The sequence below is a fragment of the Sporosarcina sp. FSL W7-1349 genome, assembly GCF_038003045.1.
GTDB lineage: Bacteria > Bacillota > Bacilli > Bacillales_A > Planococcaceae > Sporosarcina.
The window spans coordinates 248,368-263,397 of record NZ_JBBOOK010000001.1 but is presented as its reverse complement, the minus strand read 5'-3'; the positions used below and the strand labels follow the sequence as shown (position 1 = coordinate 263,397).

General features: G+C 46.9%; 14 protein-coding genes. 1 reads left to right on the top strand and 13 read right to left on the bottom strand.

Going from position 1 to position 15,030, the window contains the following annotated elements:
* Nucleotides 1-151: 151 nt before the first annotated feature.
* The 12 genes from dnaI to MKY41_RS01230 form a co-directional block, all read right to left on the bottom strand.
* Entirely contained in the window at nt 152-1,093 is a 942-nt protein-coding gene (gene dnaI / locus MKY41_RS01285) for a primosomal protein DnaI (protein WP_340743331.1), read from the bottom strand.
* A gap of 1 nt (nt 1,094) precedes the next feature.
* Nucleotides 1,095-2,456 (bottom strand): replication initiation and membrane attachment family protein, encoded by a 1,362-nt coding sequence (locus tag MKY41_RS01280; protein ID WP_340743330.1) that lies wholly within the window; start codon nt 2,454-2,456, stop codon nt 1,095-1,097.
* Nucleotides 2,457-2,486: 30 nt separating this feature from the next.
* Nucleotides 2,487-2,951, bottom strand: coding sequence for a transcriptional regulator NrdR (gene nrdR / locus MKY41_RS01275; protein WP_041075515.1), 465 nt, complete (start codon nt 2,949-2,951; stop codon nt 2,487-2,489).
* A 168-nt stretch (nt 2,952-3,119) separates the two neighbouring features.
* Nucleotides 3,120-4,142, bottom strand: a complete 1,023-nt coding sequence (locus MKY41_RS01270; protein WP_041075518.1) for a glyceraldehyde-3-phosphate dehydrogenase — start codon at nt 4,140-4,142, stop codon at nt 3,120-3,122.
* 124 nt (nt 4,143-4,266) lie between these two features.
* On the bottom strand, nt 4,267-4,863 hold the full coding sequence (gene coaE, locus MKY41_RS01265; RefSeq protein ID WP_340743329.1) for a dephospho-CoA kinase: 597 nt from the start codon (nt 4,861-4,863) through the stop codon (nt 4,267-4,269).
* A gap of 20 nt (nt 4,864-4,883) precedes the next feature.
* Nucleotides 4,884-5,756, bottom strand: coding sequence for a bifunctional DNA-formamidopyrimidine glycosylase/DNA-(apurinic or apyrimidinic site) lyase (gene mutM, locus MKY41_RS01260; protein ID WP_041075521.1), 873 nt, complete (start codon nt 5,754-5,756; stop codon nt 4,884-4,886).
* A 13-nt stretch (nt 5,757-5,769) separates the two neighbouring features.
* Nucleotides 5,770-8,391 carry a DNA polymerase I gene (gene polA, locus MKY41_RS01255; protein ID WP_340743328.1) on the bottom strand — a complete coding sequence of 874 codons (2,622 nt, stop codon included), beginning with the start codon at nt 8,389-8,391 and terminating at the stop codon, nt 5,770-5,772.
* A gap of 88 nt (nt 8,392-8,479) precedes the next feature.
* A complete protein-coding gene (gene hflC / locus MKY41_RS01250; RefSeq protein WP_340743327.1) occupies nt 8,480-9,496 on the bottom strand; it encodes a protease modulator HflC in 1,017 nt (338 codons plus the stop codon).
* The gene (gene hflK, locus MKY41_RS01245; protein ID WP_340743326.1) at nt 9,486-10,463 is read right to left on the bottom strand and encodes an FtsH protease activity modulator HflK; all 978 of its coding nucleotides are present in this window, start codon (nt 10,461-10,463) and stop codon (nt 9,486-9,488) included. The genes hflC and hflK overlap by 11 nt, the downstream gene beginning before the upstream one ends.
* Before the next feature lie 89 nt (nt 10,464-10,552).
* Nucleotides 10,553-11,986, bottom strand: a complete 1,434-nt coding sequence (gene pnpS / locus MKY41_RS01240) for a two-component system histidine kinase PnpS (protein ID WP_340743325.1) — start codon at nt 11,984-11,986, stop codon at nt 10,553-10,555.
* A complete protein-coding gene (locus MKY41_RS01235) occupies nt 11,983-12,696 on the bottom strand; it encodes a response regulator transcription factor (protein WP_340743324.1) in 714 nt (237 codons plus the stop codon). Before MKY41_RS01235 ends, pnpS begins: the two co-directional genes overlap by 4 nt.
* A gap of 19 nt (nt 12,697-12,715) precedes the next feature.
* The gene (locus tag MKY41_RS01230) at nt 12,716-13,192 is read right to left on the bottom strand and encodes a MaoC/PaaZ C-terminal domain-containing protein (protein WP_340743323.1); all 477 of its coding nucleotides are present in this window, start codon (nt 13,190-13,192) and stop codon (nt 12,716-12,718) included.
* A 261-nt stretch (nt 13,193-13,453) separates the two neighbouring features.
* On the opposite strand from MKY41_RS01230, the gene MKY41_RS01225 reads away from it, so the two are divergent.
* Nucleotides 13,454-13,852: a GyrI-like domain-containing protein gene (locus MKY41_RS01225; RefSeq protein WP_340743322.1), complete on the top strand. Its 399-nt coding sequence runs from the start codon at nt 13,454-13,456 to the stop codon at nt 13,850-13,852.
* A 159-nt stretch (nt 13,853-14,011) separates the two neighbouring features.
* On the opposite strand, the gene mdh is transcribed toward MKY41_RS01225, so the two are convergent.
* Nucleotides 14,012-14,950 (bottom strand): malate dehydrogenase, encoded by a 939-nt coding sequence (mdh, locus tag MKY41_RS01220; protein ID WP_340743321.1) that lies wholly within the window; start codon nt 14,948-14,950, stop codon nt 14,012-14,014.
* Between the last annotated feature and the right edge of the window lie 80 nt (nt 14,951-15,030).

Sequence of the window (15,030 nt, the reverse complement as noted above, 5' to 3'; positions counted from 1 at the left end):
TTTCGTTCCTGCAGGGCTTCCAGCCAATGGCCCCGTTCTCTGGTGGTCGAATTCAATCGATTGTTGTCCTTTTCAACGCTTTTTTAGTATGAATCAAAAAAGAGTATACGCCTTTGTCGAAATAATTGCAACCCCTATGCGAACATCTCATCTAGTTCCGCCTATTTTTACCGTCCAGTTTCACAGGTTGGCTGATCATGCGAATGCGTTCCATGACCCTTGCCGCTTTCACCACTTCCTTTTCCCCTCGCTGGGAATAGGTCAAATGGTGTTCCAGCTCCTGATAACTGAAATTGGAAGTGAAAAATGTCGGCAGCTGTTCCGCCATCCTGAACTGGAGGATGGTGCCTAGCACTTCATCACGCGTCCAGGCGGACATCGTTTCTGCCCCGATGTCATCAAGCATAAGGACTTGGGCCTGTTTGACGAAGTCGATCTTTTCATTGAATGACTGGTCTTGGATCGATTGTTTCACTTCTCTTAAAAACTCCGGTACGTAGACGGCGACTGTCCGGATCGATCGGGTCGCCAATTCGTTGGCTAATGCGCCAAGGATATACGATTTCCCGATGCCGAATGGACCGTATATATAAAGCCCACGCTCCGGCAATTTCCCGGTCTCGTCCAAGGCGTTCAGGAAATCTTTGGCCGCCCGGACCGCTGTCACCCGGCTATCATCGTAAAAAATATCGATATTCTGCAATTTGGCTTCCATGACGTCTTTCGGCATATAATAGCTTCGCACCATTTTGGATACATTCCGAACCGCATCGTCCTTCACTTTGCTAGGACACTTCTTATAATCAACATCAATGAGTCCGCGAGACAGTGTCAGCAATGGCTCATAGCCTTTCATGATGTTTATACAATTATCGAGGTCGGGGCATTTGTCACATCCATGTGAAGCGCCCGCATATTCATATAATTTTCCGAGCCCTCTGTCAACGATTCCCTTGTCGACTGCATCCGCATGTTCCGACAGGAAATCTTGCACGCCCTGATTTTCCATCACTTCATTGCGTAGCTCTTCGTAGCGTTTCGCAAATTTCGGCGCATTGACGACCCGTTTCATCGTCTCTCCTATCCGTTCCATTTCAATTCACCCCTTTTTCGGTTACCCCTAATTCTTCAAGCAATCTGCGCCGTTCCGCATCCAGATCCGGATTCGTCGGGGCTGGTTTCTCTTGCTGTCCCTCTTCTTTTTTATAAAACCATTCCGGCACTTTCTCTTCCCGAGACGGTTTCTTCTTTGTTTTGGTAGAGGTTTTCTTTCCGTCATTCAGCCATTTCATGTATTGGTCATGCTCTTTGCGCGATAGTTCCATCGCTTCTTTCGCAGTCTTCACCTTTTTCCCTTGCCAATGGGCAGCAATCTGCTCCGCAAAGTTATTCGTTATCTTCATATCATTTCGCAGGAGGATATACTGCATCAGGACATTGACGACCCCGACAGGCAAGCCATGCGTATTGATGAGCCGTTCCGCCAATTGGACATTCACCGCCAATGGCTCTTTTCCGACGATATGCCGGAGCATGTCCACCGGAGCTGTGTTCTCCAGATAATAAATCAAATCATCTTCCCTGGAAGCCGAATCATTTTGAGGCTTCGGTTCCGGGGATGCAAATGTTTTCTGAAGTGCAGGAGCCGCTTTTGAGACATTCATCTTATAAAAATCGGCAGCTGCTCGACGAAGCCGGTCTTCCGGCAATTGCAGCTTATCATCCAAAGCCATCATGACCACTTTCTGCATATCGATCGGGGTGAGCGAATACAGGAACGCCAATTTGGAGATCAGGTCACGCGACACGAGAGACAGCGCCGATTGCGGCACCATCTGTTCGGACAGACCTGCACGGAGCAGATCGAAATCGAAGTCATATTGCCCGAACGGCACGCCCGTCGGCTCCACTCTTCCTTTGAACTGGCTCCCTTCGCTTGCGCTGACGGACTGTCCGAATTGAGATGGTGTATAGACATCCAAAAATGTCCGGGACACTTCTTCAAACCCTTCGCCACTTTGAAGGTCTTCCAGGAACCGATTGCGTAAGTTGCGATAAGCCTGTTCGCCGATTTTGCTGAACAGGAACGTCGATAATAAAGGATCCGAAAAAAAAGAACGGGCATCGAGTGGAGGGAGCAGTTCATAGAGAAAAGTCCTTCCCTCGTCCCCATCTTTCCGGAATGTCCGCAACAATCCGATTGCTTCCAATGAAATTCTCGCTTCGAAAATGGATCCTAACGGCTTCGTCAAAAAATTCATTAGGCGATAATGGGTATACCCTTGCCCATCATCACGTTCTGCGTCGGCCCAAAACAATAGAAACAGGCTCATCGCATCCGAGCCGATCAAAGGCTGGTAAAACAAGGTGAGGAGTTGCCGGTCGTAATCTGAAAAAGGATGCGAACATTTAATGGTGTACGTATCAATCGGTTGCAATTCTTTGTATAGCATCATGGCCAGGGGACCCCCTTCTCCTCCTCTATGTTATTGCTCTTCTGATCGTGTTTGCAGATTTTTCAATTCCTCGATGAACACCGAGATGTCCTTATATTGCCGATATACGGAGGCGAAGCGGACATAGGCCACTTCGTCCACATCCGCCAGGCGCTCCATGACCATCTCTCCGACATCTTCCGAAGGAATTTCGGAAATGCCGGTACTTCTGAGCTCTTTTTCAATGGAGAATACGATTTTCTCTAATTCCTCCAATGGCACAGACCTTTTTTCACAAGCCCGGATCAATCCTCGGAGCACTTTCTTTCCGCTGAACTCTTCACGGGAGCCATCTTTTTTCACTATAACGAGTGGCGTCTCTTCCACTTTTTCAAATGTAGTAAACCGGAAAGCACAGCTTTCACATTCCCTGCGGCGACGAATCGAACGATTCTCTTCCGCAGGCCTGGAATCGACGACCCGGGTGCCGTTGTATTGGCAGGCTGGACATTTCATAGTAGTTTTCCTCCGCTTTGTAATGGGCTTTGTGTCCATTATAACAGAATTCGACAATGAATCATCCCTCGGCATGGATGAATCTCCTCATGCCCTGACCAACGGAAAATAAAAAACGCCCCTTGTCGTCGGATCGCGCCAACTCAAGGGACGTTTTGTGCAGGAAGATTACGCTTCTGCTTTCACTTTTAGTTCGTTCGCCACTTTTTTCGCTAAATCGACAACGCGAGCGGAGTAGCCCCATTCATTATCATACCAAGCAAGAACTTTCACTTTCCGATCTCCCATGACAATCGTGGAAAGACCATCGATAGTGGCAGATTCCGTCGTTGTGTTGAAGTCGATCGACACAAGCGGTTCTGTTGTGAAACGAAGAATGCCTGCCAATGGGCCAGCTTCCGCTTTCTTGAATGCATCGTTGACCATGTCAACTGTGACATCCTGTTCCAGATCGACCACCAAGTCAACAAGGGAGACGTTCGGTGTTGGAACACGCAACGCCATACCATGGATCTTGCCTTCCAATTCAGGAAGGACAAGGGACAATGCTTTCGCAGCACCTGTCGAAGTCGGAATGATCGACTGAGCACAAGCACGGGCCCGGCGAAGATCCTTATGCGGGTTATCCAAGTTCTTCTGGTCATTCGTGTACGCATGGACAGTTGTCATCAAGCCGTTCACAATGCCAAATGTGTCGTTCAATACTTTGACGACCGGTGCAAGGCAGTTTGTTGTGCAGCTGGCATTGGAAATGACGTCATGCTTTTCAATATCTAGTTTGTCATCGTTGACACCCATGACAATCGTAACGTCTTCATTTTTACCAGGGGCTGATAGAATCACTTTTTTCGCGCCTGCTTCCAAGTGCATCGCCGCTTTATCGCGTGCATTGAAGACACCTGTCGCTTCTATTACGATGTCAATTCCGAGTTCTTTCCAAGGCAATTTCAATGGATCGCGCTCGCTCAATAGCGTCACATGTTTACCATTTACTACGATATCGCCGTCTTCCACGCGAACATCTCCATCGAAAATGCCGTGCGTAGTATCATATTTGATGAGATGTGCAAGTGTTTCCGGTGGATATGAAGCATTTACCACGATTTTTGAAAAACTCTCTTCCATGATCATTTGACGGAATACCATCCGCCCGATCCGTCCGAAGCCATTAATCGCAATAGAAGTAGTCATGTATAAAAATCCTCCTGCATGTATGTTATACTTATCATTTTTATCCACTGATTAGTATAACACATATTTCTCTGAATCAAAGGAATAGAATCTATTCCACGGATGTTCTAATATTCAGAATCGCTCACAGGATAGCATTCCAATTATTAAGCACTTCATCGAGCTGCTTTTCCGTCTCTTCCAAAGATTTGTTATTATGGACAACAGCGTCCGCCCCTTGCTCTTTTTGTGCAATCGGCAATTGGGATTGGATGCGGGCCTCCGCCTCTTTTTCCGATAATGAATTCCTCTCCATCAACCGTGCTTTCTGGATTTCAGGTGTCACTGAGACGACTAGGATTTTATCGACATGGGACTGGAGTTTGCTTTCGAAAAGCAGCGGGATATCAAGAATGACAGTATTCGCCCCTTTTTCAAGCCACTCGTCTTTTTGCCGATGCATCTCTTTCCGGATGGCGGGGTGGATGATGCCATTCAACTTTTTTCTCGCTTCTTCATTCCCGAATACTAGCTCTCCCATCTTCTCCCGGTTCAGTGACCCGTCGAAATGAATCACGGAACGGCCGAATTGTGATTCGATTTCCTGCATCACTTCACTTCCAGGTTCGACAACGAGACGGGCGATTTCATCCGCATCCACGACAGGATACCCTTTCTTCATCAACATGGCCGCAACCGTGCTTTTCCCGCTCGCTATACTTCCAGTCAACCCGATAATCATACCAAGCCCTCCTCCACCTATCATTTCTGGCAAGCTGGGCAATAGACCGATGTCCGCCCAGCGATCTTCATACTTTTCGTCGTCTCGCCACAAGCCGGGCAGGTTTTCCGACCGTACATCTTCAAACGATCTTGCATAGAGCCCGCTTGTCCGTTAATATTTCGATAATCGGAAATCGAACTGCCGCCTGCATCGATACTTTCCTGAAGAATGCGGACAACTTCCTGAAAAAGCTCCTGTTTGCGCTTCTGGCTAATCCGTTCCGTTTTCCGCCCAGGATGGATGTTCATACGGAAAAGCGCTTCGGTCGCATAAATATTCCCGCAACCTGAAATAACTTGTCCATCCATAATCACTTCTTTGATCGGTTTCCGTGCGTATTTCGGCAAGTCGGCCATTTCAAGGAAATGCTTCTCGGCAGACGAGTCGAACGGCTCCGGAGCCATCCTCAAAAGCGGAGGATGATCCGCTTCACAACCGAGCAAGCGGAGTTCTCCGAATCGACGGATATCCGAATAGACGAGCAGATCATCGTCCGCCATCCGGAAGACGGCATGGACATGGTTACGGAATTTGGACTCCTGAATTTCATCTAAATCGCGTACCGCAAACCAGGCGCCCGACATGCCGAGATGGCTTACGAGCAGACAGGAGTTGCCGTCTTTTTCTAGTTGAAAATAGATATACTTGCTCCTTCTTATGACATCAGTGATTGTCATATCCACCAGCTTTTCTACGAAATCTTCGGTTGGAATCCCTTTAATAATCGCTTCTTTGCCAAGCTGTTTGGATTGGATGACGGTATCCGATACGATTACTTCTTGGATTGTCCTTCCAATCGCGGCTGGGGCCAGTCCGCGGACGACCCCTTCGACTTCCGGCAATTCAGGCATCGTTTCCCCTCCGTCACTTTGTCTCGTACCAGGATAAACCGAACGCCCAATCTACCTTCAGAGGTACATCTAGTTCTATTGCCGATTCCATCACTTCTGGTACGATCACTTTCAATTTCTCGATTTCTTCTTCGGGTGCTTCGAAAATGAGCTCATCATGCACTTGCAGGAGCATGCGGGTTTTCAAGCCTTCCGCCTCCAAACGAGCATCCATGTCGATCATCGCTTTTTTGATAATATCCGCCGCACTTCCTTGAATCGGCGTATTCATCGCTGTCCGTTCAGCGAAGCTCCTTAAATTGAAATTGGAGCTTGTGATTTCCGGCAAATAGCGGCGGCGATTCATCAATGTCGTGACATAGCCTTGTTGCTTCGCTTCTTTCACACTAGTATCCATGTATCGTTTCACTCCAGGGAAACTCGCCAAATACGTATCGATGAAATTCCCCGCCTCTTTTCTCGTGATATTCAAGCTTTGCGACAGTCCATAATCGCTTATGCCATACACGATCCCAAAATTGACCGCTTTCGCTGCCCGGCGCATATCGGAATTCACTTCATCTGCCGCAACTCCGAAAACGTCCATCGCCGTTTTCGTATGGATATCGGCATCCGAACGGAAAGCTTCGATCAGCTTTTCATCCTGTGACATATGGGCGAGCACCCGAAGCTCGATCTGGGAATAATCCGCGGCGAACATATACCAGCCCGGTTCGGAAGGCACGAAAGCGGCCCGAATTTTCCTCCCCTCTTCCAACCGGATCGGGATGTTCTGCAAATTCGGATTGATAGAGCTGAGACGGCCTGTTTGCGTGAGTGCCTGTTGAAAACGTGTATGGATTTTCCCATCCTCATGGATTTCTTTCGTCAAGCCTTCGATATAAGTTGAGTTCAATTTGCCCAGTTGGCGATAATCGAGGATATGTCCGATGATTTCATGACGGCTTTCCAGCTTCTCCAAAACATCCGCCGCCGTAGAATAACCTGTTTTCGTCTTCTTGATAGGCGGCAGCCCCATTTTTTCAAATAAAATGACACCCAATTGTTTTGGTGAATTAATATTGAATGTTTCACCCGCAATTTCATAGATCAGCTTTTCCAAATCAGCCAGCTTCGCGGATAGTTCTTTCCCGATCGACAGCAATATTTCCCGATCCACCTTGACACCTGTCGATTCCATTTTTCCGAGAATCTGGGCGAGCGGAAGTTCTAATTCATGGTACAGATCGAACTGATCATTATCCTTCAACTTTTGTTCGACAATCGGGTGGAGATCCCAGACTACCTTCGCTTTCCTTCCCGCATGTTCGGCGATCGATTGCTCCGCAGGCTTTGTTTTCTTCGCTCCTTTTCCGTAAACTGCTTCATCCGGTTGGATGTCCGAATATTGGAACTCGCGGGCAATTGAAGCAACGTCTGTATACGACGTCGAAGGATTGACGATGTACGTAGCCAGAAGAAGGTCAAAATCGATCCCAGCTATCTCCATCCCATGATTCGCAAACGCCGCGAAAGTGGCTTTGGAATCTGCGGTATATTTTTTCTTCTCTGGATTTTCAAGCCACGTCTTCAAAGTGGCCGAATCCTTGGCCTTTTCGTACGGGACATACATGATCTTTTCCGCATCGGTCAAAGCCAAACCGAGGAGTTCCGCATTCAAATAGTTGTCTTCCATCATTTCAAGATGGATCGCCATTACATCAGCTAAATCGGCCTCTTCGATTTCCGTGACAACCGATACGTCGATCGCCGCCACAGGCTGATCGGCTTCCGGCTGGTCCATTTTTTCAAGGAGCGTTTTGAATTGCAACTCTTGATAAAGGGAAGTCACTTTCTCCATGTCGGGTCCTGCATAAGTCAAATCCTGTAGACCGACTGTAATGGGCGCAGCTGTCTCAATCGTAGCTAACTCTTTGCTCATGAACGCCTGCTCTTCATTTTCCGTTAGATTCTCTTTCAACTTTTTAGCGGTAATCTGATCGAGCGATTCATAGACCTTTTCGACAGAGCCATATTCCTTCAATAGCTTCAGTGCCGTTTTCTCGCCCACACCAGGCACGCCGGGGATGTTGTCGGAAGCGTCTCCCATCAGCCCTTTCATGTCGATGATTTGATGCGGCTCGATGCCGTATTTCTCCATGACATGTTCGGGAGTGTATTTCTCTATATCAGTCATCCCTTTGCGGGTAATGAACACCGTCGTCTTTTCATTCGCCAACTGGGTCAAGTCCTTATCCCCCGAAATGACGATCACTTCCGCCGCGGGATCATCCGTTTTGCTCAAAGTCCCGATAATATCATCCGCTTCATAATTATCCAATTCGTACTGGGGAATATTATACGCCTCCAGCAGTTTCCGCAAAAAAGGGAATTGCTCGGAAAGCTCCGGTGGCGTTTTTTGGCGCCCCCCTTTGTATTCGCTGAAGGTCGAATGCCGGAATGTCGTTTTGCCGGCATCCCAGGCGACAAGCATATGGGTCGGTTTCTCATCAGCGAGGATATTTTGCAGCATCATCGTGAATCCGTACACGGCATTTGTATGGATCCCCGTGTCATTGGTCAATAAAGGCAATGCAAAAAATGCCCGGTACGCCAGACTGTTCCCGTCCAGCAACACAATTTTCTTGTTCGTCATATATGGCCCACTCCTATCAATCGAAAAAACGTCATCTTCATCCATCTTACCATGTTCGGCAGATGAAATGAAAATGACGCAGCTACGCTTACTGCATATATCCGGACAACACTTTGGCATATGGTGAATCTGCCGGGATAATAATCATTGTATCGTCACCGATTGTTTTGGAGTACGATTGCAGTGTACGATACAGGTTATAAAATTCGGCGTCTTTCGAAAACGCCTCATTGTAGATTTTAGCAGCTTCCGATTCCCCTTCCGCATGGATCAGCGCCGCTTCTTTCTTCGCTTTTGCCAGCATTTCCTGGACTTCCCTGTCGGTTTCCGCTTCAATCCTCTGCTTTTCTGCATCCCCTTCCGACAGATACTTTTGAGCCGTGGATTGACGTTCGGAAATCATCCGGGTATAAATCGATTGCTCGTTCTCTTCCGGCAGGTCGATCCGTTTCATCCGGACATCCACCACTTCAATCCCGAAGTTCCCTTCACTCAAATAGTCATTGACTCTCTCAGTCACCCGGTCATTCAAACTACCACGCGAGGAGTTTTCATCATTGACGATTTGGACATAGTCCAGTTGTCCGAGCTCCGTCCGGACGACCGAGTAGATAAACTCTTCCATACGCATTTCAGCGTTGACGATATTCCGTGCGTTGGAAATCATTTTGCCTGGGTCTGTAATTCGCCAAACGGCATAGTTATCAATGATAATCCGCTTCTTATCCCGCGTGTTGATCTCTTCCTCTGAAACATTTTTCGTCATATGGCTTTTCGGCAGTGTCGTCACGCTTTGGATGAAAGGAATTTTCATTTTGATCCCGGGTTCTTTGTCAATTCGCGTAATCTCCCCGAATTGCCGGACGATCCGGTATTCATCCTGTTTGACAACATACACATTGGCAATCAAGATAACAGCAACTGCAAAAATCGCTGTTACCAACACGGCTAATTTCGCATACTTTTTCATATTAAGCGGCGCTTTCGGTGAGACAGGAACTTCAGGCGCATCGGCTTTCTTCGGTTTCTTCTGCTGTTGCCGCTGGCGCTCCTTGAATTTCTCTTCTATGCCTTTGAAAGGATTATTATTGTTGTCATTGGCCATTCGTGCTGCCTCCTTCCTGGTTCGACTCCGCCGGCGGTACAGTTTGGTTTTCCAATTGCTGCAATGGCAGATACTTCACTGTTTCCCCATTGTCGTTCATAATATAGATTTTTGCTTTTGGCAGGACCTGTTCCAACGTCTCGATGACGAGGCGCTGGCGAGTGATTTCTTTGTTTTTAACATACTCAGCATACAGATTATTGAAAAGGGCCACATCCCCGCGTGCCTGTTCGATCCGAGCCGTCTTTTGGCCGAGCGCTCGGGATTTAATGGCGTCACGTTCCCCGATTGCCTCATTTGTTTTTTGGTTGTTATATTTCTCTGCTTCATTAGTCTTTGTTTCTTTCGTTTCCCGCGCATCGGTAACCGCCGTGAAAGCCGCCCGAACTTCCGCATTTGGCAGTTCTACATCCTGCAATTTTACGCCTTGTACAGCGATGCCAATATCATATTTCTCCATCAGGGACGCAAGCAACTCACGCGTATTTGCTTCAATCTCCGCTTTACCATCCGTCAACGCAGAATCGATCGTAGAACTTCCGATGACGGAACGGATGGAAGCGGAAGTCGCATCTTCCAGAATTTCTTGAGGATCTTGCGCGTTGAATAAATATTTCTGCGGCTCGGTGATTTTCCATTGGACGACCAAGTCGGCCAATACGATATATTCATCACCTGTGATCATTTTCGTTTCTTTATCAAAAGAGACAAGTTCTCCGCTCTGATCTTGTTTGTATCCGAATTGCAGACTGTATGTTTCTTTGGAAAGGACTTCCGCCCGTTGAATCGGCCAAGGCAATTTAAAATGAAGACCCGAGTCCGTAATGGTCGTATCTGCTTTACCGAATGTGATGAGGACGGCTTGTTCGGATTCATCCACGGTATACCAAGTGGTGAACGCAACGAGGAGCAAGAAGAGCCCGACCACCGCCATGCCGACCGTCAACAAGATTCGACGTGTACTCATAGGTAATCCCCCTTATTTATGTATTACTACCTTATACGGAACCTACCTATTGAAAGTTTCGTATAAGCAATAAAAAACGGCGGCCTTTTTCAAGACCGCCTTCCCGAATGGTGTTTCGGTATCCGGATTTGGAATGTCGTCCCCTTGCCGACCTCACTTGCAACATCCACCGTCCCCTCATGGACTTCAACTAGATGCTTGACGATGGCAAGGCCGAGGCCGGTTCCTCCCGAATCCCGGCTTCTCGCCCGATCGACCCGATAGAACCGTTCAAATAATCGGGGCAGCTCAGTCGAAGGTATGCCAATCCCTTCATCTTTCACTTCAATCAGCACCTCATCCTGCAGATCGGTTCCCTGGACACGGATCGTCGTGGATTCCCTGGAATAGTTAATGGCGTTGGTCAACAGATTGACCATCACTTGGACAAGGCGATCAGCATCCGCCTCTATGATCAAATCGCCAGGAACTTCGATGTGCAAGGCCATTTCTTTTCTGGCCAAGTTTGGACTCACTGCTTTATACGCATCATCGATGATTTCCTTCAGTCGGACGGATCGCATGTTCAACGAAAAACCTTCCCTCTCCACCCCGGATAATTCCAGCAAGTCGTGAATAAGCAAATAAAGGCGATCGCTTTCTTTCTGGATGATCGTCAAAAACTCTTTCATGACAACCGGGTCCATCATGGCGCCGTCCAATAAAGTTTCTGTAAACCCTTTGATGGATGTGACGGGTGTCCGGAGCTCATGTGAAACGTTCGCAACGAAATCTTTCCTCACTTCTTCCAATCTGACGAGCTCCGTTATATTATGCATAACGACGATGATGCCAAGCCAATTCCCATGGATCCCGATGACCGGCGCTCCGTAGACACTCATATGAGAAATCTTTCCGTCCACTTCAATGCGTACTTGCTTTTCTTGCACTTGCTCCGTCATGAATACGTCTTCTATCAAACTTTCGATGTCATCGGGCAACCTGATGTTCTTGAATGTTTTGCCCACCAGTTCATCTTTCCGGAATCCGAAAGTTTGCTCAAAAGCCCGGTTTGAAAGATTGACGGCCCCTTCCCGACCAAACATGAGCAAGCCGCTGCCCATACTTTCAATCAATGTGTTGAGACGTTCTTTTTCCATCGTTCTCGACATGGACATTTCTTGAAGATTCCGTGCAATTTGATGAATGGCTACTACCAATTCGTCATGGGGCGTGCCTCCCATCGTTACATCTTCGATACTCGTCCTAGCCAAATAATCGCCTCGGGCAATCTGCTTTGCCGTTTTCGTAATTTGATCGACCGGGCCCGCGTACTGCCGCATCATTTTGACCGCCATCAATAAGGAAAGAATAAAGGCCGCAATTAACACAACGATAAGAAAAATCCAATACTTCCATTGCAAATCGGCATGCTCTTCTCCAAATAATGCGAAAAACTGGCCCAGGACAATTCCGAGACCAGTAAGCAGGACGGATAGAAGGGTCACATAGGCAAGGACAAGACGTGAATACAAGTCTTTCATTTCCCTTTGGACTCCTCGAATTTATAGCCGATCCCTCTGACCGTCTTAATATAAATAGGTTTTTTCGTATCTTCTTCGATTTTCTCCCGTAAATGACTCACATGGACGTCCACTATCCGGGTATCTCCCACAAAATCATAATTCCAAACAGCGCTTAGTAATTGATCGCGGGAGAGGACATTGTTTTTATTCTGCATGAAATAGGCAAGCAGCTCGAATTCTTTCGGAGTGAATTCCAATTCCTTGCCGTCTAAATAAGCGACGTATTGCTGGGGATGGACAGTCAATGTACCGGAACTCAATACTTGGTCTTCTTCCGAAGAATCGGCCTCCGATCGGCTCCGTCGCAAGACCGCCTTAATCCGCGCCAGCACTTCCCGCGGGCTGAAGGGTTTGGTCATATAGTCATCCGCCCCGATTTCGAGGCCGAGTACCTTGTCCAATTCATCCCCTTTGGCAGTCAACATAATAATTGGTGTTTCAATACCTTTTTTTCTAAGCGTCTTGCATACTTCCATGCCGTCTATTTTCGGAAGCATGACATCCAAGAGGATCAAATCGGGCTTCTCTTCTTCGGCCTTGTAGATTGCCTCTTCTCCATCTGCAGCCGAAACGGTGTCATAATTGGACTGCCTCAGATTGTAATCCAATAAGGTACGGATTGGTTGTTCGTCATCCACAATCAAAATCTTCTTGTTTGCAGCTTCCATGCGTATAACCGCTCTCCTGTCATATAGTCTCTATCGGTTGCGATAGTAATCTCTCTTCCATCGTAGGTGGAACGACGCCGACCGTCCCTGAAATGACAGTGTCCCCGTCTTCATTTTCAGCCTGAATGGAGATGGTGATTTTATTCTCATCCAAATCGACTTGGTTGACTTCCAGTAAGAAATCTATGGTGCTGTAATGATAGACCGGTTTTGGGAATAGCAGATGTTGCTCCACAAGATGGGATCCCGGCCCCGGCAAATATTTTGAAACAGCGGAGGTGACGATGCCGGTCAACATGACCGTCGGCACGATCGGTTTTTCATAAATGGTTTGTGAAGCGAAATCATGTTGAATATAGAGCGGATTGCCATCATTCGTCAATCCAAGATAGAGCAGCAGATCCTTATCTTCGATTTTTTCGGTCAGTTTCAACTTTTCTCCGACTGAAATATCCTCAATTTTTCTACCAATCCGGCGCGTCTTCCCTAATATCAACTTTTTTCCCCCTTTAACTGTACTTCATTAAGTGTATCAATTATCAGTCTAAAAATCGAGCCATGCTGGCTATTCGGATTGGATATGGTAAGGAAGAACTTTTTTCCATAGCTTTGCCAAAGTTAGTTGTTGATGACCGTGGAGCAATCAGAAACTCATGACACAATTCGGTTAAATCACGGAGCAAAATTGTTAAAGAGGAAGGAAAACGTTATATCCTATAGAAGTAAGTGAACAAAAACACTGAGAGGGGAAATTTTATTGAACCTAACTATTATTAAGAGTATAAGAGCTAATAATTTTAAGGATAGGGCCATTATCCAAAAGATTGCAAATATGTGGGAAGAGGCATCAAGTATTTTAAAAAATCATAATGAGGTTACATATGGCCTGTATTATGATTACGAGAGTGATTATAAAGGGGACTATACATTGAGCGTAGCAATCGAAAGTAGCGACAATGAATCCCCAATTAAAATCCCGGAAACCAGCAAATATAAGATTTTTGAAGTAGATACATTAGATGAATATGGAATACTTAACACTTGGAAGGAAATTTGGGAACGTGAAGAGAAAAGGGATTTAGAAAGAGCTTACTCATTTGATTTTGAAAAATATTATCCCAATGGTCAAATTGAAATTCACATAGCTATTAAATAGTTAAAATACTTCTTGCTAACAGGCGCTTTAGTTGAATAAGACTGTACTATGAAATAGAACTTCCAGTTAATTGGAGGTTCTATTTTTTGCATTAAATTTTAACAGATCCTTGTCCAAAGTAAAAATCGAGTAGCGGATGGCTACTCGATTAGGTATAGATTATTCCAGAACTTTCATGACGGCTCTTACGGAGTCTGCCGATTTTTCGAGGGCTGCTTTTTCATCATCGGTTAATTCCAGCTCGATGACTTTTTCAATACCGCCGGCGCCGAGGACGGTCGGGACCCCTAGGTAGATGCCATCCATTCCGTATTCACCTTCCAGATAAGCAATGGAAGGGATGACCCGTTTTTGGTCTTTCAAGATCGCTTCCGCCATTTCCACTAAGGAAGCGGCAGGAGCGTAGTATGCAGATCCGTTGCCGAGAAGGTTGACGATTTCCGCTCCACCTTTTCGTGTCCGGTCCACAATCGCTTCAAGACGATCTGCCGGGATCAATGTCTCCAATGGAATCCCGCCTGCATAGGAATAGCGTACAAGCGGCACCATGTCGTCCCCATGGCCGCCTAGGACGAAACCGGTCACGTCTTTTACAGAGAGATTCAATTCCTGTGCTACAAACGTTCGGAAACGAGCTGTATCCAATACACCGGATTGTCCGATGACGCGCTCTTTCGGGAAGCCGGATTCTTTGAAAACGGTATAAGTCATCGCATCAACCGGATTTGTCAACACAAGGATTGTGGTATTCGGAGAATAGTTGATGATTTCCCCTGTTACAGCTTTCATGACTTTTTGATTGGTTTGAACGAGATCATCACGGCTCATACCCGGTTTACGTGCAATTCCCGCTGTGATGATGACAAGATCCGAATCCTTGGTATCCGCATAATCGGAAGTTCCGATGATATTTGCATCGAAACCTTGGACCGGACTCGCTTCCAGCATATCGAGCGCCTTCCCTTTTGTCGGATTTTCCATCGCGGGGATATCAACGAGCACTACATCACAGAGCTCTTTTTGAGCCAAAAGGAATGCCGTTGTCGCACCGGTAAAGCCTGAACCGATCACTGAGACTTTCTTACGTTTCATTGTCATGAGAAAACTCTCCTTTTCAAAGGTGCCGACCAAGCAATTGAAGGACAGCCATGGCCAGCCCTGGTGAATTATGCACCGGC